This is a genomic window from Sphingomonas jaspsi DSM 18422 (assembly GCF_000585415.1).
GTDB classification, from domain to species: Bacteria; Pseudomonadota; Alphaproteobacteria; order Sphingomonadales; family Sphingomonadaceae; genus Sphingomicrobium; species Sphingomicrobium jaspsi.
In genome coordinates, this window is record NZ_KK073876.1 from 1,553,558 (window position 1) to 1,574,175 (window position 20,618).

Genomic DNA, 20,618 nt, shown 5'->3' on the forward strand with positions numbered 1-20,618 from the left:
TAAGCCCTTCAAAATTCCCCGTTCATTGTTTTTTCGCACTCTGACGGTTATGGCCGAAGGTCGGGGTAGAAGCGGGTTTGTGAAGAACGGGGCGTGACATCCATTCGGGCAGTTGAGCGCAAGGAGCGCCGGTCGCGGGACCGCGAAGTGCGTTGGCATGACCTGCTGTCGTTCCGTACGCCCGTCGATCGCCTTTCGCGTGCCGTCCGCGATGCCCAGCTCGAGAGCCTGCTGAAGCTGGTGCCGGCCACGGTCGGTGTCCAGATCGTGACCGCGGCCATCCTCGTTGCGACGGTCCGCGACTCCGTTCCCAATTTCCAGCTCGGCCTGTGGCTTGGCAGCATCATGCTGATCTGCTTTTTCCGCGGGGTGCGTGCGGTCCGCTTGCGGCACGAGCCGGCCTACGCCGCCAAACACCCCGCCAAGGCCAGCTATGTGTGCATGGCAGTCGCCGCGCTGGCGTTGTTGTGGATGGTCGTGCCGCTGTTCTGGTTCGACGAATTCACGCCCGAAGCGCAGGTCGTGACCTGCGTCATTTTCGCGGCAATGCTGTGCGGCGGCAGTATCACGCTGATCTCGCTGCCGCAGGCGGCGCTGACGCATATCGTCATCTATATGGTCAGTTGCGCCTTCCTGACGCTGAGCTTCAGCGGCACGCAGCTATTCCTCCTTTCGCTGATGTACGGAGGCATCCTGACCAGCAACGTGCTGGGCACCGCGCGCCAGTTTATCGCGCACACCCGCGACCGCATCGAACTGCGCGAGCAGGGCGAAATCATCAAGCTGCTGCGCGAATTCGAAGCATCGGGTTCGGGCGGGCTTTGGGAGCTCGATGCCGAACGGCGGTTCGTGAAGATGTCACCTGAATTGCTCGAGGCGATCAACCAGTCGGAAGAAACGGTCGTCGGGCTGCACTTCAAACGCCTGCTCGACCCCGACGGCCAGATCAGCGCGATCTCGACCGGTATGCGGACCCTGTTCGACGATATCGACAACAGCCTGCCGTTTCGCGACCGCGCTGTGCCGTCGGTCGATCGCCAGCGCTGGTGGGCGCTCTCCGGCAAGCCGATCTTCGACCCGTCGGGCCAGTTCGTCGGCTATCGCGGGGTCGCGTCCGACATCACCGACAGCCGCTTGTCTGGTGACGACGCGGTGCGCGCGGCCCGAACCGACCCCCTGACCGGGCTGGCCAACCGCCTGCTGGTCCGCGAATTGCTCGAAGAAGCGGCGATGTCGCAGTGGGAAGGCAAGGCCGAATGCGCCCTGTTGCTGGTCGATCTCGACCGGTTCAAGATGGTCAACGACACGCTTGGCCATGCTATCGGCGACCAGTTGCTGATCGAAGTGGCGCGGCGTCTCGAACTGACCGTCGGGGATGGCGGACGGGTCGGGCGCATCGGCGGCGACGAATTCGCCATCGTCTGGACCAAGTCCAGCGACCGCCTGTCGCTCGCCGATATTTCCAACCGCATCAACGCCGACCTGTCGCGCAGCTTCTCGATCGGCGCTGCAACCATGCACATCGGCGCCACCATCGGCATCGCGGTCAGTCCGGCCAACGGCCAGCGCGAAGAGCAATTGATGCGCAACGCCGACCTCGCCCTCTACCGCGCCAAGGAGGCGGGACGCGGCGGTTTCGCCTTCTTCGAACATTATATGTTCCAGCAGGCGGAAGATCACCGCCTGCTCGAGCAGGACGTCCGCGAAGCGCTCAACAACAATGCGCTGACCCTGGCCTACCAGCCGATCGTCGATGCGCAGTCGGGTGCCGTCGTCGGTCGCGAAGCGCTGCTGCGGTGGCGCCACCCGGTGCGCGGCGATATTTCGCCCGACCAGTTCATTCCGGTCATCGAGGATGCGGGCCTGATCCACCAGATTGGCGACTGGGTAATCCGCGAAGCCTGCGCCGAAGCCGCCGGGTGGGAAAAGCCGCTGCGGATCGCGGTCAATATCTCCGCGGCCCAGCTCGGCGGCGCCGGCCTGGCCAAGACGGTGCTGGGTGCGCTGGCCGCCACGCGCCTGTCGCCTAACCGCCTTGAACTGGAAGTCACCGAAAATGTGTTCCTAGGCGACGACGCCGCGACGCTGGCCTCACTCGAACGCCTTCGCTCGCTAGGCGTCCGCCTGGTGCTGGACGACTTTGGCCAAGGCTATTCGAGTTTCGGCTATCTCAGCCGCGCCCACTTCTCCAAGATCAAGATCGACCAGAGCTTCGTTCGCGGGGCCGCCGACGGCGCCAAGGAATGTATCGCCATCGTCAACGCGATCCTCGCCCTGGCGAGCGGACTTGCGGTTGAGACGACGGCAGAAGGGGTCGAAACGGAGCGGCAGGCGCAGGTGATGCGGCGACTTGGCTGCACCCAGCTGCAGGGTTACCATTTCGGTCGCCCGGTTCCCCCGGCGGCGATCGACCATGATCCCGACGATGACGGCGTCCGCCGCATCGCCTAACCTCTTTTCACCCGCGAATTAGCTGCTATGAGCGCCGCGACCCGCGCGGCATTCGTTCGCGCAACGCGCCTGCTGGGGCGTCGCCAAGTGGTAAGGCACCGGTTTTTGGTACCGGCATTCGCAGGTTCGAATCCTGCCGCCCCAGCCAATCTACATTGCGATCAGGTTTGGGCGCTGGGATTGCAGCAGCAGCGCTTCGACGCGGCCTGCCAGCAGGTCGAAGTCGACCGGCTTTCGAAGATAGTCATCAGCCCCCGCGCCATAGGCGATCGCCTCATCGTTGAGGCCGTGCCTGGCGGTCAGCATCAATGCCGGGATGTGGCACAGGCGCCCGTCGCTGCGCATCGTGCGCACCAGATGTACGCCGGACAGGCCCGGCATGGCGCAATCGACGATGGCCAGATGAGGGGCCCGACCGCGCATCACGCGCAGGGCCGTTTCGCCGTCGGGCAGCCAACCGACGGCATGGCCGGCCGACATCAGGGCGTTGCACACCAGTTCGCCAATGACGGGGTCGTCGTCGACCAGGATGATCCGTGCCATGCTGCGCGGTCAGTCCAGCACGGCGAGCATATGCGAACACAGCGACTTGATCGCGTCGGCATTGTTGGCCGCGCGCAACGGATGTTCCAACCGCATCGCGCATTCGCCGATCTGCGCCTCCCCGAAATAGGAAGAGGTGCCGGCCAGATTGTGCATCAGCCGGGCGATCGACTGGACGTCGAAGTCCAGCTGGAAGGCAGCGTCGAGGGCACGCCGAATGGCCATGACCAGCTCATGTTTCTGCCCAGCATAGATTTCTTCGACGGTGAGGCCGGTCAGCGATACCGATGTCGCACCGTTTCCAAACACACCACCCGGATGAAGCATGACCGAACCTTCCGCGATTGCCGTTGGCCCGAAGTAAACGGCAATGCTTGACGGCACCTATCCTGAAGGTCCGTAACGGATGAGGTTAGCGGGTGTCGGCGACCGTCCGACCGATCAATTCCTTCATGATTTCAGAGGTGCCGCCATAAATCCGGCTGACACGGGCATCCCTCCAGAGTCGAGCGATCGGATATTCATTCATATAGCCGGCGCCGCCGTGAAGCTGGAGCGAGGCGTCGCATGCTTCCCACTGCATCTCGGTGTGCCACAATTTGGCGGCGCTCGCTTCGGCGGGTGTGAGCTTTCCCGCGACATGGCGCGCGATCGCCCAGTCGAGATGCGCCCAGCCGACCTGCAGCTTGGCGGCAAGGTCGGCCAAGACGAAGCGGCTGTTCTGGAAGTCGATGACGCGCTTGCCGAACGCCTTGCGGTCACGAGTGAAGCTGACCGCTTCGTCGTAAGCACGTTGGGCCGAGGCCTGCGCCTGCGCGGCGATCGACAGGCGTTCCTGCGGCAGTTGCTGCATCAGCATCACGAACCCGCCATTCTCCTGGCCGATCAGGCGGTCGGCCGGGAGCCAGACGTCGTCGAAGAACAGCTCGGCGGTATCGTTGCCGTGCAAACCGATCTTGTCGAGGTTGCGACCGCGCGTGAAACCCTCGTCGTCACGCTCGACGACGAACAGCGAGATCCCGCGGGCGCGGCCTTCCTCGGTGGTGCGGGCACAGACGATGACGATGTCCGCGCCATGGCCGTTGGTGATATAGGTCTTGCTGCCCGACAGGCGCCACCCGTTGCCGTCGCGGCGCGCGATGGATTTCATCCCCTGAAGGTCGCTGCCCGCCCCCGGCTCGGTCATGGCGATCGCGCTGACGATAGTGCCGTCGACCATGCCGGTCAGGTAGCGGCGCTTCTGTTCGTCGCTGCCGTAGTGGACGAGGTAATCCGCGACGATGTCGGACTGGAGCGAGAAACCGGCCGCGGAACCCAGATAGGCGATCTCTTCGGTCACGATCGCGTTGAAGCTGAAGTCGAGGCCAGGCCCGCCATAGGCTTCGGGAACCTGCGGGCATAACAGGCCGGCCGCCCCGACCTTTTGCCAGGCGTCGCGCTCGACGGTGCCGTCGCGCTCATGATCGTCCATTCGCGGGGCGATGACGTCGTGCAGGACGCGGCGGACGGTGTCGCGGAACGCGTCGTGGTCGTCGGTGAAGATGGTGCGGTCGGACGGGATCATGGCGACGACGCTAGCGCAGCGCCGGGCCGCCCGCTAGCGTCATGTCCATGACGCTACCGCTTGAAGGCCTCACTATCATCGAAATGGCCGGATTGGGACCCGGACCCTTTGCTGCGATGATGCTTGCCGACCATGGCGCACGTGTCGTTCGGGTCGAACGGGCGGGGATGATCGCGGTGCCGAACGATCCCCTGCTGCGCAACCGCCAGAGCATTTCGCTCGACCTGAAGCGCGAGGATCACCGCGGGGTGGTGCACCGGCTGGCCACCAATGCGGACGGGCTGATCGAAGGCTACCGCCCCGGCGTCATGGAACGGCTCGGCCTTGGCCCGGACGCGCTGCAGGCGGTCAATCCCAGGCTTGTTTACGGGCGGGTGACCGGGTGGGGGCAGGATGGGCCGCTGGCGAACAGTGCCGGTCATGACATTGACTATCTGGCATTGACCGGCCTGCTGCACGCGATGGGCGAACCCGACCGGCCGCCGCGCCCGCCAATGAACCTGGTTGCCGACTATGCCGGCGGGGGCATGATGCTGGCGTTCGGCATGGCGGCCGCCCTGCTCGACGTGCAGCGCGGTGCGGCAGGCAGGGTGATCGATTCGGCGATGACCGACGGTGCGGCGCTGACCGGAGCCTTGATCTACGGCCTGAAGGCGGCTGGCGCGTGGAACGGGGGCAGGGGGAACAACCTGCTCGACGGCGGCGATCCGCTGTATCGATGCTATCGCTGCGCCGACGGGAATTATCTGGCATTGGGCGCGATCGAACCCCAGTTCCGGCGGGCACTGCTGGAAGGGCTCGGGATCGCCGAAGCGACCAAGGAGGCGGTCGCCGCCACTATCGAGACCCGGACGCGCGACGAATGGGTGGAGCGGTTCGCCGGTATCGACGCGTGCGTCGCGCCGGTGCTGGACATGGACGAGGCCCCCGATCATCCGCACAACCGCGCCCGCAAGGTCTTCGTGGCGGTCGGCGGCGTGGTCCAGCCGATGCCTGCGCCCCGCTATGGCGAGCGACCGCCTGTGTCGCCGCCGCGCCAGCCGGGCGAGGACGGACCGACCATTCTCCGTTCGCTGGGCTATGACGCGCCGCAGATCGATGAATTGCTGTCCTGAAAGGGCGATGACGCAGCGTGCCCGGCTGCGGGGCGCCATAAGGGAGTGATGATGAACCCGCTTTACGAACAGATGCCGGTCAGTGTTTTCGAGCGCATGTCGCTTGCCGCTGCGCGGTACGGCGCGGTCAATCTTGGACAAGGTTTCCCCGATTTTGGCTGGCCGCCCGAAATCCTTGACGCTGCCGCCGCTGCGCTGGTCGATGGATCGAACCAATATGCCCCGTCGCGCGGGTTGCCGGCGCTGCGCGCTGCGGTCGCGGCCCATTATTCGCGGCATCATGGGCTTTCGATCGATGCGGAACATATCTGCGTGACGAGCGGCGCCACGGAAGCGCTGGCCGCCGCCATCCTCGCGGTGGTCGAGCCCGGCGATGAAGTGATCGTCATGACCCCGGCCTACGATGCCTATGCGCCACTGATCCGGCGGGCTGGAGGGACCGTCGTCGAAGTCGCGCTGACGCCGCCCGGCTGGGCAGTGGACCGGCATGCGCTGGAGGCGGCAGTCAGTGAACGGACGCGGGCGATCATCGTCAATAATCCGCACAATCCGACGGGCCGCCTGTTCGACCGGGCCGAGCTCGAGGCGATCGCCGCGGTGGCCCGCGACCATGAACTGGTCGTGATCGCCGACGAGGTGTGGGAGCATATCCTGCTCGACGGGCAGCAATTCACGCCCATCGCCTCGCTGCCGGGTATGGCCGAGCGAACGATCAAATGCGGGTCGGCGGGAAAGATATTTTCGCTGACCGGCTGGAAGATCGGCTGGCTGGTTGCAGCGCCCGAACTGGCGGCGGTCGCGGCGCGGGCGCACCAGTTCCTGACGTTCGCCAGCGCGCCGAACCTGCAGGCAGCGGTCGCCTATGGCCTGACCGACGGCGATGCGTGGATCGGACCGATGCGCGAACGGTTTGCGCGCGCTCGCGACGCGATGACGGCAGGTCTCCGGCACGCAGGTTACGTCGTGCTGCCCTCGGCATCGACCTATTTCCTGTGCATAGACCTAGCCGCATCGGGAATCGACGCGACCGACGCGCAGTTCGCAGCGCGGGCGATCGAGGAGGCGGGTGTCGCCGTGGTGCCGCTATCGGCCTTTTCGGACGCGGGGGCGCCGCGGCATCTGGTGCGGCTATGCTTCGCAAAGAAGCAGGAGACCATCGAGGTCGGTGTGGCCGCGATGGCAAAGGCGAGAGAATATTGGGCATGACGACGCAGGATGAAATCGGGCCGCTATTGCAGGTGCTGGGCGTTGAGGCGGGGCATGGCAGCCTGCAATCTCGTTCGCCGATCGACGACGGCTTGCTAGGGACGGTGGGCGAAGCGAACGACGGTGACGTCGACGCCGCCCTATCACAAGCGGTTTCCGCCTTCGCTGCCTGGTGCCAGGTGCCCGCCCCGAGACGCGGGGAGCTGGTGCGTTTGTTGGGTGAGGAGCTGCGCGCTGCCAAGGAGCCATTGGCGCGGCTGGTCACATTAGAAGCGGGCAAGATCATATCGGAGGGCCTCGGAGAGGTTCAGGAGATGATCGACATCTGCGATTTCGCCGTCGGACTGTCGCGCCAGCTTTACGGCCTGACCATTGCCAGCGAACGACCCGACCACCGCATGATCGAGCAATGGCATCCGTTGGGGACGGTGGCGATCGTCACCGCCTTCAATTTCCCGGTTGCGGTGTGGGCGTGGAATGCCGCGCTGGCGCTGGTTTGCGGCAATCCGGTCGTCTGGAAGCCGAGCGAGAAGACCCCGCTGACCGCCGCGGCCGTGATGGCCATTTTTGCGCGGGCAGCGGCGCGTTTCGGGGATGCGCCTGAAGGGCTGGCGCAAGTCCTTCAGGGGGGGCGCACAGTCGGCGAGGCGCTGTGCGACGATCCCCGGGCGGCGCTGGTGTCGGCGACGGGTTCGACGCGCATGGGTCGCGAGGTGGGCCCTCGCGTCGCGTCGCGCTTCGGACGGACCTTGCTCGAGTTGGGCGGCAATAATGCGATGCTCGTCACCCCGAGCGCGGACCTGGCCTTGGCGGAGCGGGCCATCCTGTTTTCGGCGGCCGGGACCGCGGGTCAGCGCTGTACGACTCTCAGGCGCCTCATCGCGCATCGCTCGATCGCCGACGGATTGGTCGAGCGTCTGTCCAGCCTCTATGCGCGGCTTCCGGTTGGCGATCCGCGCGACGAAGCAACTCTGGTCGGCCCGTTGATCGACGAAGCGGCGGAAGCGGCGATGATGCGCGCCCTCGATACTGCGCGCGAGCAGGGCGGTATCGTCCATGGCGGCGAGCGTCTTGCACCCAGGCTCGTACGTCCGGCCTTGGTTGAGGTGACTGCGCAGGAGGGCGTCGTGTTGGCGGAAACCTTCGCCCCGATCCTCTACGTGCTGCGCTACGACACGCTCGAGGAAGCGATCGAGCTCAACAATGCGGTGTCGCAGGGCCTCAGCAGTTCGATCTTCACCAACGATTTGCGCGAAGCCGAGCGGTTCCTGTCGGCGGCCGGATCGGACTGCGGCATCGCTAACGTCAACATCGGTCCATCGGGCGCGGAAATCGGCGGGGCGTTCGGGGGTGAAAAGGAAACCGGCGGCGGGCGCGAAAGCGGCTCGGACAGCTGGAAGGCCTATATGCGCCGCGCGACCAACACCATCAACTACGGGTACGCCTTGCCGCTGGCGCAAGGCGTGCGATTCGACCTCGACTAGGCGTTGCCGATGAGGCCCGGCCAGCGATCGGGCAATTCGCGCGTCCATTGCAGCAGTTCGTCGGGCGGGAGCGGCTTTGCGAGGACATAGCCTTGGGCGACGTCGCAATTGAGCTGGCGCAGAAGGCGCAGCTGTTCGACGGTTTCGACACCCTCTGCCGTGACGCTGAGGCCAAGCCCGTGGGCGAGGTCGATGATTGACCGGACGATCAGCTGGCTGTCGTTCGACGTCGGCGCGTCCTCGACGAAGAAACGATCGATCTTGAGTTCGGTGAACGGCAATTGCCGCAGCTGCATCAAGGTGGAATAGCCGACGCCGAAATCGTCGATGGCCAACCCGATGCCCTTGATGCGGAAGCGGGTCAGTGTGTCCATCAGCTTGACCAGCGGCTGGGTGGCGCCTTCGGTCAGCTCCAGCACCAGGCGGTCCGTCGGCACTTCGATCGCCCGGCACATCCGCTCGACCAGGTCGGGGAAGTCGAGCGCGTCGAGGCTAAGCGCCGAGATATTAAAGGCGAGGGCGGTGTCCAGTCCCTCGTCGCGCCACTGGCGCCACTGGCGCAGCGTCGTGCGAAGTCCCCACTGTGTGAGTTGGTCGATCAAGCCGTGCTTTTCGGCCAGCGGAACGAAACGGGCAGGGGACACCGCGCCCAGATCGGGATCGTCCCATCGCACCAATGCCTCGACACGGTGGAGGCGACCGTCCGACAGGTTGACCTTCGGTTGGTAGACCATGCGAAGCCGACCGTTGATCAGCGCACGCTCGAATCCGTCGAGCAGGCCAAGGTCGGCAGGGGCGATCATGGCACCAGCGTCGGCTTCAACTCGTTAAGAATGTCTTCCAGCTGTTCGAGGCGGGCAGGTTTTTCGACCGGCCCGACCATTTGCAGGCCGAGCGAGTTGCCCAGCCGAAAGGCGCTGTCGAGGACGCGGCGGTCGAACCCGCTGATGATCAGCACCGGATCGGTGAATTCCTGCTCCGCCAGGAAGCGCAGCAACTCCACACCGTCCATGCCCGGCATTTGGAGGTCAAGCGCCACCATGTTCGGACGATCGGCCAAAAACCGGTCGCGAAACTGCTGGTCGTTCGCGGTTACGATGGGCTGGTATCCGCACAAATCCGCGGCTTTTGCGACATAATCGGCCAATGCCGGCTCGTCATCAATCACTAACAGCCTGGGGAAGGCCATGTCGGGTTCATCTCCTCCGCGCATCTCAACGCTAACCGACACTCAACAGCTTTCCGAGCCACCGTCAAACGCATGAAACCGGATTTTAACCCAAAAAAAGCTAAACATCGGCTTTGACGCGATTTTCGGTCGCAATGAAGGGAATTGCCAGATGTTCGGCAGCCTTATCCGGCGCAAGCAGACCCATCGCCCGCTCGGCGAAGACAATGTGGCTTTCGAGTCGACCACCTTTTCGCTGACGACGGCCGTTCCCCGGCCTGCCGAGCGCCGCGGCGATGACCGGGTGATGGCCATGTTGCGGGTCGCCAAGCTCAGCTACGCCGACGGCGAACGCAACCAGCTGATAAGGGTTTGCAACGTGTCGGCTGGCGGTCTGATGGCCGAAGTCGGCCATGAAGTCGCCGTCGGCGACCAAGTCGAGATCGAACTGTCGTCGCAGAAAATCCCGTCGACCGTGGTTTGGACTCGTCAGGGGACCGCCGGCTTCAAATTCGCGCAGAATATCGACCTGGGCGAGCTTCTTGCCGGTCGCAAGCCGCGCCACGGCTTCCGCCCGCGGCCGCCCCGGCTTGAGGTCGACTGCCGCGCCAACGTCAAGCTGGGCGACAAATATTACAACGTCGACGTCCACGATATCTCGCTTGGCGGACTCAAGGTCGAACCGATCGACGAATATTGCCTCGGCAAGCCGGTCATCGTGGTGGTCGAGAGCCTGCGGCCGGTGCGCGGCGAAGTCCGCTGGTTCGCCGACCGCAAGGCCGGCATCGTGTTCGACCAGCCGCTGAAGTTCGAAGAACTGGCTGAATGGGTCGGCAAGCGGCTCGAACTCGCGGCGCTCAAAGCATCGATCAAGAAGGGCTGACCCTTTTCGGATCGCCTGTAACTTCCTATCTCGCGCCCTTGAACGAAAGGGCATGAGAATGGCAGATCAGGTAGCGGTGCTCGCAGGCGGATGTTTCTGGTGCACCGAAGCAGTGTTCCTCGACGTCGTCGGCGTAAAGTCGGTCGAAAGCGGCTACACCGGCGGCACCACCGTGAATCCGACTTACAAGCAGGTTTGCGGGGGCGATACCGGCCATGCCGAGGCGATCCGCATCACGTTCGACGATTCCGAGCTGAGCTATGACGATCTGCTCGACATCTTCTTCGCCATCCATGACCCGACCCAGCTCAACCGGCAGGGCAACGATATCGGCACCCAGTATCGCAGCGCCATCTTCCCGCAGGACGAGGTCCAGGCCGACGCTGCGCGGGCCGCGCTTGCCCGCGCGAACGATGCGCTTAGCGGCAAGGTAGTCACGACGATCGAGCCCAAGGCGGAATGGTATCCGGCGGAAGACTATCACCAGGATTATTGGGCGGGCGAAGGCCAGCGCAATCCTTATTGTCTGGCGGTGATTCCGCCGAAGCTGGCCAAGCTGCGCAAGAGTTTCCAGGCGCGGGTGAAAAGCCAGGCCGCGACCAGCGACATCTGACCGGTTCCATTCCGCACGATCGGGACTAGGCTCGGCCAACGAATCGAGGGGGTCGAGGGGCGTGCGCGTGGAATGTCTGAAACTCTCGGCGGCAATGGCCGCCGCGTCGCTGGTGTCTAGCCTTTCGGCCACGTCTGTCGCGGCGCAATCATCCGCCGCCCCGCCTGTCCTTACGGTCGACCCAAGAACCAACGGCGTGCTTCCTGCCAATACCGAAATCGCGCTGGCGATGGACGATGAGCTGACCACCAAGGCTGGAAAGCTGAAGATCGGACAGAAGTTCGGACTATCGGTCGCAAAGGACGTGCGGGTCGGCGACTACATCATCATCCCCCGCGGAACGCCGGCGATTGGCGAGATCATCTTCCTCACCGGCAAGGCGGCATTCGGGAAGTCGGGCAAAATGGAAGTGGCGCTGCGCTACGTCGACCTCAACGGTCGCCACATCCCTTTGATCGGCACCTATCGGCAGGAAGGCGAAGGCAACAGCGTGGCAACGGCCGCCGGCGTAGCCGCGGTGGGGGTGTTCGCGGGGGTCATCACAGGCCGCAGCGCCGTCATTCCGAAGGGCCGGATGCTGACGGCCTATTTGCGCGAATCGCTACCCGTTGCCTTTCCGGCCAAGGCGGCAATGCCCGCAAACCCCTGATCAGCGAGGCGCAGCGGCTCGTTTCAGGCGATCGCGGATGGCCGCTGCAATGCCGTCGCCGGGAATCGGCGCGATGGCGATCCGCGGCTGGTGGGACCGGTCGGCCACGTGCAGCAGGTCGAACAGGTGCGCGGCTGCCTCGACCGGGTCGCCGCTGGCGCTCAGCGACTGGTCTCCCGCGACTGGTCCGAAGCCGATGAGAAATTCGTCAGGCTCGGCCGTCAAGACGTCCAGCCGCAGCGGCTTCCCCGGCGCATAATGGCTCGACATCTGCCCCGGCGCTTCGATCTTGTCGCCGGTTTCTTCGGTGGCATCGATCGACACCGGGCCACGCCGCAACAGGCGCAAGCCGCCGCCGGTGGCCGCGACGATCGTGCTCTCCAGCCCGCGCTCGGTCTTGCCGCCGTCGACCACTGCGGCGATGCGCCCGTCGAGCGAAGCCAGCACATGGTCGGCGCGGACGGGGCTGATCCGGCCGCTGGCATTGGCTGACGGCGCGGCGAGGGGGCGCCCGACCTTCGCCAGGATAGCTCGCATGGTCGGATGGGCGGGTACGCGGATCGCGATACTGTCGAGCCCGGCCGTCACGATCGATGCGATGCCTGCATCCACGCGACGGGGGACCACGATCGTCAGGGGACCCGGCCAATGGTCCGCGGCAAGCGCCAGCGCGTCTTGGTCGAACTTGCCCAAGCGCCGCGCCGCTTCGAGGTCCGGCACGTGGACGATCAACGGGTTGAAGCTGGGGCGCCCCTTCGCGGCATAGATGGCGGCGACCGCATCGGCATTGGTCGCGTCGGCGGCAAGGCCGTAGACGGTCTCGGTCGGCACCGCGACCGGCTCGCCCGCTAGGATGAGCCGCGCGGCCTCGGCGATTCCTTCATCGCTGTCGTCGAGCCGTTTCGTGTCATATGGAAGCGCCATGCTTCGCTCGCTATAGCGGCTGCGGACCATCCGCCAAGGGACCCTGCAAGATGAGCTTTTCCGCCCCCGTTCGTGACCAGCGCCTGGTGCTCGATGCCGTTGTCGGCATCGGCTCGTTCGACGGCGGACCAGAGGCGGACATGATCGACGCGGTGCTGGAGGGCGCTGCGCAGTTTTCGGAAGGCGAATTCGCGCCGCTGTCCCGGATCGGGGACACGGTCGGGGCTCGCTGGAACAATGGCGCGGTCACCATGCCCGAAGGCTACAGGGCCGCTTACCGGTCGTTCGTCGAGGGCGGATGGATGACCCTGGCCGGACCCGAAAGCCATGGCGGGCAGGGACTGCCGCAGGTGCTGGCGGCGGCGCTGATGGAAAACCTCAACGCCGCGAACATCGGTTTCGCGCTTTGCCCGATGCTGTCGATGGGGGCGATCGAGGCGCTTGAGCATCACGGATCCGACGAACTCAAGGAGCGCTATCTCGCCAAGATCATCTCCGGCGAATGGCCGGCGACCATGAACCTTACCGAGCCGCAGGCTGGCAGCGACGTCGGCGCGCTCAAAACCAGGGCGGAGCCGGTCGGGGACGGCAGCTGGCGGGTGACGGGCACGAAGATCTACATCACCTATGGCGAACATGATCTGGCCGACCAGATCATCCACCTCGTGCTGGCGCGGACGCCGGGAGCGCCGGAAGGCACCCGAGGCATTTCGCTGTTCCTTGTTCCGAAGATCCTGCCCGACGGAAGCCGCAACGACCTGCGCTGCGTCAGTATCGAGCACAAACTGGGCATCCATGCCTCGCCAACCTGTGTCATGAGCTATGGCGATGATGGCGGGGCGATCGGCTGGATGATCGGCCCGGAAAATGGCGGCATGCGCGCCATGTTCACGATGATGAACAATGCGCGGCTCAACGTCGGACTTCAGGGCGTGGGCATCGCCGAGCGCGCAACGCAGCGGGCGGTCGCCTATGCGCTGGAACGACGGCAGGGCGGACTGGCCATTGCGGACTACCCCGACGTCCGGCGCATGCTCATGCGGATGCGTGCGCTGACCAACGCCAGCCGGGCGCTGACCTATTATGCCTTCGGCCAGATCGACCGGGCGTCACGCGGCGATGCCGAAGCGGGCTACCGCGCCGAAGTGCTGACCCCGCTGGCCAAGGCATGGGGGACCGACGTCGGTTGCGAAGTGGCGAGCCTTGGAATCCAGGTCCATGGCGGCATGGGCTATGTCGAGGAAACCGGCGCCGCCCAGCATCTGCGCGACGCCCGCATCGCGCCGATCTACGAAGGCACCAACGGCATCCAGGCCGCCGACCTGGTTGGCCGGAAGCTGGGACTGGATGGTGGACTTGCCTTCGACGGGCTGATCGCGGACATCGAGGCCGAGGCGAAGCACCCCGGCCTGATCGCGCTCACCGATGCGGTCGAAGTCTGCGCCGCAAGCCTGCGCAACGCGGCGCCCGACGACCGGTTGGCCGGGAGTTATCCATTCCTGACCATGTGCGCGGTGATGGTCGGCGGATGGCTGATGGAGCGGCTTGCGAAGGCCGAAGACGCCGACGACCGGACGCGCGCCGCAAGCGAATATTTCCTGTCGGCGGTGGTGCCCGAAGCGTTGGGGCTGGCCGCGGCGGCGGAGGAAGGCGCAGCATTGCTTTACGCGGTGCCGGCCGAAGCGCTGGCCTAGACGCGCTCGCGCTGGATCAGGTCTACCGGATCGATCCCCAGCCGCGCCATGCGGTCGCGAATCTGCGGCCATTCGGTCTTGATGAACTGGTCGCGCTCACTGGTGCGAAGGCGACTCGCCGCGCCATGGGCGACGAACATGCCGACACCGCGCTTGACGACGATCAGGCCCTCGTCCTGAAACCCCTGATAGGCCTTAGCGACCGTCAACGGGTTGGCGCCTTCATCCGCGGCCAGTGCGCGAACCGACGGAAGCGGGTCTCCGTCCTTGTACCGGCCGGCGAGGATCGCGTCGGCGATCACTTCGCGAAGACGAACATAGACGGGCTTTTCGTGAGCAGATCGTAGCGTCATGGTGCTACAATACAGCAACTCGCAAAAAGTTCAATCTTTGAATGGCATCCAGCGTTCGACGATCTGGTCCAGATCGGGACGCGGGCGTTCTTCAAGCTCGCGCCCCGGGGTGCCGATGAACATGAAGCCGGCGATCCGCTCGCCGTCACGGCAGAAACTGCGGGTCACGCGCGGGCTGTAGGCTGCCCAGCCCGTAATCCAGCCGCCGACGAAGCCGTGGGCGTGGACGGCGTGAAGCAGGTTCATCGCTGCCGCCCCGGCGCTCAGCTCCTGCTCCCACAAGGGGATTTTGTGCGGCTGCACCGGACTGGAAATCGCGACCACCAAGGTCGGCGCATTGTGGGCGAATTCTTCGGCCTTTGCGACATGCGAAGGTCCGGCTTCCGGATCATGTTCCGGCAACGCCTGGAGCAGCAATTCCGCCAAGGCTTGCCGCTGGTCAGTCTCTACGATCACGAACCGCCAGGGGGCCAGCTTGCCATGGTCTGGCGTCCGCGCGGCAATGGCCAGGATAGCGTCCAGTTGGTCCGCCGATGGTCCCGGAGCGACCATCTCGCGCGGGCGGCCCGACCGGCGGGTGTTGAGGTAGGCGAGGAGCGAGGAGCGGTCGTTAAGCATCATGGCGTTGCGCATAACGGGACAAGCCCTTGGCAACAATCGACTTCACAAGCCGGGATTCGCCGCTAGGGTGCCGCTCACAAGCATAAGGGGGCGCATGTGGTGCGACACCCCGGGCAGGGAGATGAATTGAATGGTGGATTCACCGACGGCCGATAATCCGGCCGAACCCGATATCAGTCACGAAAATCCGGCAGCCAAGGGCGAATGGTTCGGCCATCCCCGCCAGCTGGCACGGCTGTTCACCACCGAAGCGATGGAACGCTTCGGCTACTACGGCATGCGGGCGCTGCTGACCCTTTACCTGGCGCAGCATTTCCTGTTTTCGGATACGACGACGACCGGCCTTTACGGCGGCTTCACGGCGCTGGTGTACCTGACGCCGCTGATCGGCGGCCTGCTGGCCGACCGAATCCTTGGTGCCAAGCGATCGGTGAAGTTTGGCGCGATTCTGATGAGCATCGGCTATCTGACGCTCTGCTTCGGCGGCGCACCCGCCACGCCCTTCGCCACCATCGACGGCCAACGCTACGAGGTGGTCAACGAAGGTCGCGGCGAGACCGCCAAGCAGTTTGTCGTCGATGGCGACCAGCGTCTGCTGATCAAGGGCAATGACGACAAGACGGTTTCGCTCCTCAATCCCGACGGTAGCGAAGCGCGCAAGATCGCCGACGGCGGATTCAAGCCCGATGGCGAACGCAACCCGATGTCTGTGTTTCTGCTGCTGATCGGCCTTGGCCTCGTGGTCATCGGCAACGGCTTCTTCAAGCCCAACATCTCGACCATCGTGGGCTCACTCTACAAGGACGGCGACCGCCGCCGCGATGCGGGCTTCACCATCTTCTACATGGGCATCAACCTCGGCTCGCTCTTCTCGCAGATCCTGTGTCCGCTGCTCGCAGTCGGCATGGGCAGCTGGGGCGGGCTCGGCTGGTGGGCCGGTTTCGCGCTCGCAGCCAGCGGCATGCTCGTATCGTGGCTGTTGTTCCAGTTCGATGGCGGCAAGCTTGACGGCTATGGCGACCGTCCGGCCGACGCGCCGACCAACAAGGACATCTTCGTTTACGTCGGCGCGATCCTCGCGCTGCCGGTGGTCTATTTCCTGTTCTCCAACCTGATGAGCTATGTGAAGCCGGCCGAAGGCACGGGCATCATCGGCTACATCACCACGCTGCCGATCATGGGCAAGATCATGTTCGGCACCTTCCTGGTGTCGGTCCCGGCCATTCTGGCCTGGGCGTGGTTCAATGGGGTCAAGGACGAGAACGGCCACCGCAAGGAATTCCAGATGATGGTGGCGGCGATGGTGCTGATCACCTTCAACACCGTTTTCTGGACCCTGTTCGAACAGGCGGGCAGCTCGCTGACCCTGTTCGCCGACCGTAACACCGACATGAGCGTGTTCGGCCTGTTCAGCATCACCGCCGGGCAGACCCAGTTCTTCAACGCCTTCTTCATCGTCGCGCTGGCACCGCTCTTCTCGATGATGTGGAACGCGATGGCGCGGCGCGGGATCGAACCGTCGATCCCGGTCAAGTTCGCGATCGCGCTGATGGGCGTTGGCGCAGGCTTCCTGTTCCTGGTCTTCGGTGCGCAGTTCGCGGGCGCCGATTTCAAGGTCGGCCTGTGGTGGCTGGCGGGTCTGTACCTGATCCACTCGATCGCCGAGCTGTGCATTTCGCCGGTCGGCCTCAGCATGATCACCAAGCTGTCGATCGCGCGTATCGTCGGCATGATGATGGGCGTGTGGTTCCTGTCGATCGCCATTGCGCAATATGTCGCTGGCGTGGTCGCCCAGTTCGCCTCGGTGGAGACCGTGGGCGGGCAGGTGACCAACCTGCAGGTCAGCCTCGACACCTACGTCATGGTGTTCGAGAAGATCGGCATCTTCTCGATCATCGTCGGCGGCGTCCTGCTTCTGCTGAGCTGGCCGCTCAAGAAGCTGATGCACGGAGTGAAGTGATGATGAAGGCAGCAAGGACCACCCTCTTAGGAGCGGCGGTCCTTGCTGCCGCTGTCCTGACGGGTTGCGCGACAGCCCCGCAACCCGCGCCCAAGGCGCTGGCGGTCAGGATCAACGAAAATCCCTACCCATCGACCTACGAACGTTATCCCGGCGTTCCGACGCTGATCCGTAACGCCACCATATTCGACGGCGAAGGCGGCAAGATCGACCGCGGTTCGATCCTATTCTCCGATGGTAGGGTTCAGGCGGTCGGCGGGCCCGATCTGGCCGCGCCGGAGGGCGCGAACGTTATCGATGCGGGCGGTCGATACGTTACGCCGGGCATCATAGACGTCCACAGCCACCTTGGCGATTATCCGTCACCCGCCGTCGAATCGCTGAGCGACGGCAATGAGGCCACCGGTGCCGCACGTCCCGAAGTGTGGGCGGAACATAGCGTCTGGCCACAGGACCCCGGCTTCAACCGCGCCCGCGCCAACGGCGGCATCACCGCGCTGCAGATCCTGCCAGGGTCCGCCAACTTGTTCGGGGGCCGCTCGGCAATCCTCAAGAATGTCCCTGCGCGCACGGTGCAGGGCATGAAATTCCCGGGTGCGCCTTATGGCCTCAAGATGGCCTGCGGCGAAAACCCCAAGCGGGTTTACGGCAACAAGGGCGGCCCGCAGACCCGGATGGGCAACATCGCCGTCACTCGCGCGACCTGGATCAAGGCGCAGGAATATAAGCGCAAGTGGGACAAGTATGAAAAGTCGGGCGGCGAGATGCCGGCCCGCGACCTGGCGATGGAAACACTGCGCGGCGTCCTTCAGGGCAAGATCCTGGTCCACAACCATTGCTACCGCGCCGACGAAATGGCGCTGATGATCGATATGTCGAAGGAATTCGGCTACAAGATCGCCAGCTTCCAGCACGCGGTCGAGGCCTACAAGATCGCCGACTTGCTCCGCGAAAACGGCATCTGTGCGGCGATGTGGGCCGATTGGTACGGCTTCAAGATGGAAAGCTATGACGCGATCAACGAGAATATCGCGTTCGTCCACAATGCCGGCGCCTGCGCCATCGTCCACAGCGACGATCCAAACGGCATCCAGCGGCTGAATCAGGAGGCTGCGAAGGCACTCGCCGCGGGGCGCAGGGCGGGGATCCAGATCAGCGAGGAAGTCGCCTGGACCTGGCTGTCGATGAACCCGGCCAAGTCGCTCGGCATCTTTGCCCAGACCGGTAGCCTGAAGGCCGGAAAAATGGCTGACGTGGTGCTGTGGAACGGCAATCCGTTCAGCGTATACACCCGACCCGAAAAGGTGTGGGTCGACGGCGCGCTATTGTTCGATGCCGACAATCCAGCCAAGCAGCCGGTGAGCGATTTCGAACTGGGCCAGCCGGGTGAGGGAGACGTGAAATGATCCGCGCCCTTGCCATGTTCGGACTGCTCACCGCCGCGTCGCCGTTGGCCGCGCAAAATGTCGCGATCACCAACGCACGTTTGGTCATCGGCGACGGCACGCAGGTAATCGATGGTGGCACGGTCTTGGTGCGCGGCGGCAAGGTCGTCGCTGCCGGACGTAACGTTCGCGTTCCTGCAGGCGTCGAAACGGTCGACGCGCAGGGCAAATATGTGACGCCGGGCTTGGTCGCGGGCTTTTCGCGGCTCGGCCTTTCCGAAGTCGACCTTGGGGCGGCCGGATCCGACGATACGGAGATGGGCGGAAGCGTCTTCAACGCCGCGATCGACGTGTCGCCGTCGGTCAATCCGAAGGCATCGACCATAGCCGTCAGCCGCGCCGACGGCGTGACCCGCGCCATCGTCGCGCCGACGACGGGCAAAAGCATCTTTGCCGGTCAGGGCGCCATCATCGACACCGGCGACGATTTTTCGCCTGTCCTCAAGTCGAAGGCGTTCCAGTTCGTCGAACTGGGCGAAGGTGGGGCCGGTACCGCCGGTGGTTCGCGCTCGTCGAGCTTCGAGCTGTTCCGCAATGCCCTGGTCGAAGCGCGCGACCTGCGCGGCCGTCCCGACGGTGCACGCCGCGACGACGTGCTGCTGACCCGCCGCGATGCGCAGGCGCTGGTCGCGGTGGTTCAGGGGCGGCAATTGCTGATCGTTCATGTCGAACGGGCGGTCGACATCGTCAACGTCCTGGCCCTTAAGAAGGAATTTCCGGCGCTGAAGATGGCGTTGGTGGGGGTCAGCGAGGGCTGGACGGTCGCCGACCGGATCGCTGCGTCTGGGGTTTGGGTGATCGCATCGGCGCTCAACGACCTGCCGGCAAGCTTCGAAATGCTCGCGGCAACCCAGTCGAACATCGGACGATTGCGGGCCGCGGGCGTCAAGGTTGCGATCGGCATGATCGACGACAATGATACCCGCTACGCCCGCAACCAGCGCCAGTTCGCGGGCAACCTCGTGTCGCTGCAGAAGGTGCCGCGCGCCAGCGGGGTGAGCTGGGACGAGGCCTTTGCGATGATCAGCGCACGGCCTGCCGAGGCGGTGGGCATGGGCGGCGTGGTCGGCAGCCTGGCCCCCGGACGGCAGGGCGATGTGGTGGTGTGGTCGGGCGACCCGCTGGAAAACGACAGTGTTCCGGAAACTGTGTGGATCGACGGCGTGCGCCAGTCGCTGACCAACCACCAGACCCGCCTGCGCGACCGTTACCGCTCGCTTGAGCGCCAGAATGTGCCGGAGGCCTATCGCAAATGACGCCGCTCCTTCAGCTCGAAATCGCTGCCGCCGCATTCGTAGGCAGTCACTTCATCCTGTCGCATCCGCTTCGCGCACCCTTGGTAAAGGCGATGGGCGAGAAAGCTTTCCTCGGCGTCTATTCGCTCGTGGCGTTCGCGACCCTGGGCTGGATGGTGTGGGCGGCAAGGCAAGTCCCGGCCGCGGCGCCGAAGTGGGAAGCCGGCACGGCGCTGTGGATACTCGCGTCGCTGATGGTGTGGCTCGGCTCGATCCTGTTTGCTGGATCGCACAAGGGCAATCCGGCACTGCCGCATCCCGACCAAGCGATGAAGCCGGTGGGCGAGCCATGGGGGGTATTTCGCATCACCCGCCATCCGATGATGTGGGGCTTCGCATTGTGGGCGATCGCCCATGCCATCGTGAATTCGACGCCGTCCGGCCTGATCGTGTCGGAAGCGGTCGGTGTCCTGGCGCTGGTCGGGGCTGCACTTCAGGATCGCAAGAAGTCGCGGCTCTACGGAAACAACTGGGACGCATGGGCGGGAAATACCAGCTATATTCCCTTCGGACGGGGCCTGGCGTGGCCCGGAACGATGGCGTTTGTCGCCGGAACGCTGCTGTTTTTCGTGGCGACCTGGGCCCATGGTGCGCTCGGCTATCGTCCGGCGGGCTTCTGGGCGTTTTAGCTTAACCATTTTCGCGCTAGA

At 64.7% G+C, this 20,618-nt stretch carries 20 protein-coding genes and 1 tRNA gene; 13 read left to right on the forward strand and 8 right to left on the reverse strand.

All coding sequences use genetic code 11. The features are described 5' to 3' along the window. Nucleotides 1-147: 147 nt before the first annotated feature. On the forward strand, nt 148-2,451 hold the full coding sequence (locus G570_RS08080; RefSeq protein ID WP_156930396.1) for a putative bifunctional diguanylate cyclase/phosphodiesterase: 2,304 nt from the start codon (nt 148-150) through the stop codon (nt 2,449-2,451). A 73-nt stretch (nt 2,452-2,524) separates the two neighbouring features. Beyond that, nucleotides 2,525-2,599 (forward strand) — tRNA-Gln (locus tag G570_RS08085). Between the two features lie 2 nt (nt 2,600-2,601). Here G570_RS08085 and G570_RS08090 read toward each other — a convergent pair. From G570_RS08090 to G570_RS08100, 3 genes are all read right to left on the reverse strand, one after another. Then, nucleotides 2,602-2,994, reverse strand: a complete 393-nt coding sequence (locus G570_RS08090; protein ID WP_037501032.1) for a response regulator transcription factor — start codon at nt 2,992-2,994, stop codon at nt 2,602-2,604. A gap of 9 nt (nt 2,995-3,003) precedes the next feature. Then, nucleotides 3,004-3,321, reverse strand: a complete 318-nt coding sequence (locus G570_RS08095) for an Hpt domain-containing protein (protein WP_037501034.1) — start codon at nt 3,319-3,321, stop codon at nt 3,004-3,006. An 85-nt stretch (nt 3,322-3,406) separates the two neighbouring features. Beyond that, the gene (locus G570_RS08100) at nt 3,407-4,558 is read right to left on the reverse strand and encodes an acyl-CoA dehydrogenase family protein (protein ID WP_037501036.1); all 1,152 of its coding nucleotides are present in this window, start codon (nt 4,556-4,558) and stop codon (nt 3,407-3,409) included. A gap of 47 nt (nt 4,559-4,605) precedes the next feature. Here G570_RS08100 and G570_RS08105 point away from each other — a divergent pair, with 47 nt between their 5' ends. From G570_RS08105 to amaB, 3 genes are read left to right on the forward strand one after another with little or no spacing between them, the layout of a single operon-like run. After that, the gene (locus G570_RS08105) at nt 4,606-5,673 is read left to right on the forward strand and encodes a CaiB/BaiF CoA transferase family protein (protein WP_051504184.1); all 1,068 of its coding nucleotides are present in this window, start codon (nt 4,606-4,608) and stop codon (nt 5,671-5,673) included. Nucleotides 5,674-5,721: 48 nt separating this feature from the next. Then, the gene (locus tag G570_RS08110; RefSeq protein ID WP_037504000.1) at nt 5,722-6,879 is read left to right on the forward strand and encodes an aminotransferase; all 1,158 of its coding nucleotides are present in this window, start codon (nt 5,722-5,724) and stop codon (nt 6,877-6,879) included. After that, on the forward strand, nt 6,876-8,363 hold the full coding sequence (amaB, locus tag G570_RS08115) for an L-piperidine-6-carboxylate dehydrogenase (protein ID WP_037501043.1): 1,488 nt from the start codon (nt 6,876-6,878) through the stop codon (nt 8,361-8,363). The genes G570_RS08110 and amaB overlap by 4 nt, the downstream gene beginning before the upstream one ends. On the opposite strand, the gene G570_RS08120 is transcribed toward amaB, so the two are convergent. Together G570_RS08120 and G570_RS13210 are read right to left on the reverse strand one after the other, a co-directional pair. Beyond that, nucleotides 8,360-9,166, reverse strand: coding sequence for an EAL domain-containing protein (locus G570_RS08120; RefSeq protein WP_051504186.1), 807 nt, complete (start codon nt 9,164-9,166; stop codon nt 8,360-8,362). The genes amaB and G570_RS08120 overlap by 4 nt on opposite strands. Further along, entirely contained in the window at nt 9,163-9,552 is a 390-nt protein-coding gene (locus G570_RS13210; protein WP_169731742.1) for a response regulator, read from the reverse strand. The genes G570_RS08120 and G570_RS13210 overlap by 4 nt, the downstream gene beginning before the upstream one ends. Nucleotides 9,553-9,703: 151 nt before the next feature. On the opposite strand from G570_RS13210, the gene G570_RS08125 reads away from it, so the two are divergent. From G570_RS08125 to G570_RS08135, 3 genes are all read left to right on the forward strand, one after another. Beyond that, nucleotides 9,704-10,414: a PilZ domain-containing protein gene (locus G570_RS08125; protein ID WP_037501046.1), complete on the forward strand. Its 711-nt coding sequence runs from the start codon at nt 9,704-9,706 to the stop codon at nt 10,412-10,414. Nucleotides 10,415-10,472: 58 nt separating this feature from the next. Continuing rightward, nucleotides 10,473-11,027, forward strand: a complete 555-nt coding sequence (gene msrA / locus G570_RS08130) for a peptide-methionine (S)-S-oxide reductase MsrA (RefSeq protein WP_037501049.1) — start codon at nt 10,473-10,475, stop codon at nt 11,025-11,027. Nucleotides 11,028-11,223: 196 nt separating this feature from the next. Next, nucleotides 11,224-11,676, forward strand: a complete 453-nt coding sequence (locus G570_RS08135; RefSeq protein WP_156930398.1) for a hypothetical protein — start codon at nt 11,224-11,226, stop codon at nt 11,674-11,676. Here the strand turns inward: G570_RS08135 and G570_RS08140 are convergent, their stop codons facing one another. Further along, nucleotides 11,677-12,600: an L-threonylcarbamoyladenylate synthase gene (locus G570_RS08140; RefSeq protein WP_037504002.1), complete on the reverse strand. Its 924-nt coding sequence runs from the start codon at nt 12,598-12,600 to the stop codon at nt 11,677-11,679. Between the two features lie 50 nt (nt 12,601-12,650). Between G570_RS08140 and G570_RS08145 the strand changes: the two genes are divergently transcribed. Beyond that, a complete protein-coding gene (locus G570_RS08145; protein ID WP_037501052.1) occupies nt 12,651-14,294 on the forward strand; it encodes an acyl-CoA dehydrogenase family protein in 1,644 nt (547 codons plus the stop codon). On the opposite strand, the gene G570_RS08150 is transcribed toward G570_RS08145, so the two are convergent. Together G570_RS08150 and G570_RS08155 are read right to left on the reverse strand one after the other, a co-directional pair. Then, nucleotides 14,291-14,647, reverse strand: a complete 357-nt coding sequence (locus G570_RS08150) for a GntR family transcriptional regulator (RefSeq protein WP_037501055.1) — start codon at nt 14,645-14,647, stop codon at nt 14,291-14,293. The two genes, G570_RS08145 and G570_RS08150, sit on opposite strands and share 4 nt — an antisense overlap. A gap of 30 nt (nt 14,648-14,677) precedes the next feature. Then, nucleotides 14,678-15,265: a nitroreductase family protein gene (locus G570_RS08155; RefSeq protein WP_037504003.1), complete on the reverse strand. Its 588-nt coding sequence runs from the start codon at nt 15,263-15,265 to the stop codon at nt 14,678-14,680. Between the two features lie 133 nt (nt 15,266-15,398). Here G570_RS08155 and G570_RS08160 point away from each other — a divergent pair, with 133 nt between their 5' ends. Genes G570_RS08160 through G570_RS08175 form a run of 4 tightly spaced genes read left to right on the forward strand, consistent with a single transcriptional unit; the run spans nt 15,399 to nt 20,597 of the window. Continuing rightward, nucleotides 15,399-17,228 carry a peptide MFS transporter gene (locus G570_RS08160; protein WP_037501057.1) on the forward strand — a complete coding sequence of 610 codons (1,830 nt, stop codon included), beginning with the start codon at nt 15,399-15,401 and terminating at the stop codon, nt 17,226-17,228. Next, the gene (locus tag G570_RS08165; protein ID WP_037501060.1) at nt 17,228-18,634 is read left to right on the forward strand and encodes an amidohydrolase; all 1,407 of its coding nucleotides are present in this window, start codon (nt 17,228-17,230) and stop codon (nt 18,632-18,634) included. Before G570_RS08160 ends, G570_RS08165 begins: the two co-directional genes overlap by 1 nt. Next, entirely contained in the window at nt 18,631-19,929 is a 1,299-nt protein-coding gene (locus G570_RS08170; protein ID WP_037501063.1) for an amidohydrolase family protein, read from the forward strand. Before G570_RS08165 ends, G570_RS08170 begins: the two co-directional genes overlap by 4 nt. Next, on the forward strand, nt 19,926-20,597 hold the full coding sequence (locus G570_RS08175) for an NnrU family protein (protein WP_037501065.1): 672 nt from the start codon (nt 19,926-19,928) through the stop codon (nt 20,595-20,597). The genes G570_RS08170 and G570_RS08175 overlap by 4 nt, the downstream gene beginning before the upstream one ends. Nucleotides 20,598-20,618 lie beyond the last annotated feature (21 nt).

Coding starts and splice junctions, on each gene's coding strand:
- G570_RS08090 (WP_037501032.1), bottom strand. CDS start 2,994: ATGGCACGGATCATCCTGGTCGACGACGACCCCGTCATTGGCGAACTG.
- G570_RS08095 (WP_037501034.1), bottom strand. CDS start 3,321: ATGCTTCATCCGGGTGGTGTGTTTGGAAACGGTGCGACATCGGTATCG.
- G570_RS08100 (WP_037501036.1), bottom strand. CDS start 4,558: ATGATCCCGTCCGACCGCACCATCTTCACCGACGACCACGACGCGTTC.
- G570_RS08105 (WP_051504184.1), top strand. CDS start 4,606: ATGACGCTACCGCTTGAAGGCCTCACTATCATCGAAATGGCCGGATTG.
- G570_RS08110 (WP_037504000.1), top strand. CDS start 5,722: ATGATGAACCCGCTTTACGAACAGATGCCGGTCAGTGTTTTCGAGCGC.
- amaB (WP_037501043.1), top strand. CDS start 6,876: ATGACGACGCAGGATGAAATCGGGCCGCTATTGCAGGTGCTGGGCGTT.
- G570_RS08120 (WP_051504186.1), bottom strand. CDS start 9,166: ATGATCGCCCCTGCCGACCTTGGCCTGCTCGACGGATTCGAGCGTGCG.
- G570_RS13210 (WP_169731742.1), bottom strand. CDS start 9,552: ATGGCCTTCCCCAGGCTGTTAGTGATTGATGACGAGCCGGCATTGGCC.
- G570_RS08125 (WP_037501046.1), top strand. CDS start 9,704: ATGTTCGGCAGCCTTATCCGGCGCAAGCAGACCCATCGCCCGCTCGGC.
- msrA (WP_037501049.1), top strand. CDS start 10,473: ATGGCAGATCAGGTAGCGGTGCTCGCAGGCGGATGTTTCTGGTGCACC.
- G570_RS08140 (WP_037504002.1), bottom strand. CDS start 12,600: ATGGCGCTTCCATATGACACGAAACGGCTCGACGACAGCGATGAAGGA.
- G570_RS08145 (WP_037501052.1), top strand. CDS start 12,651: ATGAGCTTTTCCGCCCCCGTTCGTGACCAGCGCCTGGTGCTCGATGCC.
- G570_RS08150 (WP_037501055.1), bottom strand. CDS start 14,647: ATGACGCTACGATCTGCTCACGAAAAGCCCGTCTATGTTCGTCTTCGC.
- G570_RS08155 (WP_037504003.1), bottom strand. CDS start 15,265: ATGCTTAACGACCGCTCCTCGCTCCTCGCCTACCTCAACACCCGCCGG.
- G570_RS08160 (WP_037501057.1), top strand. CDS start 15,399: ATGGTGGATTCACCGACGGCCGATAATCCGGCCGAACCCGATATCAGT.
- G570_RS08165 (WP_037501060.1), top strand. CDS start 17,228: ATGATGAAGGCAGCAAGGACCACCCTCTTAGGAGCGGCGGTCCTTGCT.
- G570_RS08170 (WP_037501063.1), top strand. CDS start 18,631: ATGATCCGCGCCCTTGCCATGTTCGGACTGCTCACCGCCGCGTCGCCG.
- G570_RS08175 (WP_037501065.1), top strand. CDS start 19,926: ATGACGCCGCTCCTTCAGCTCGAAATCGCTGCCGCCGCATTCGTAGGC.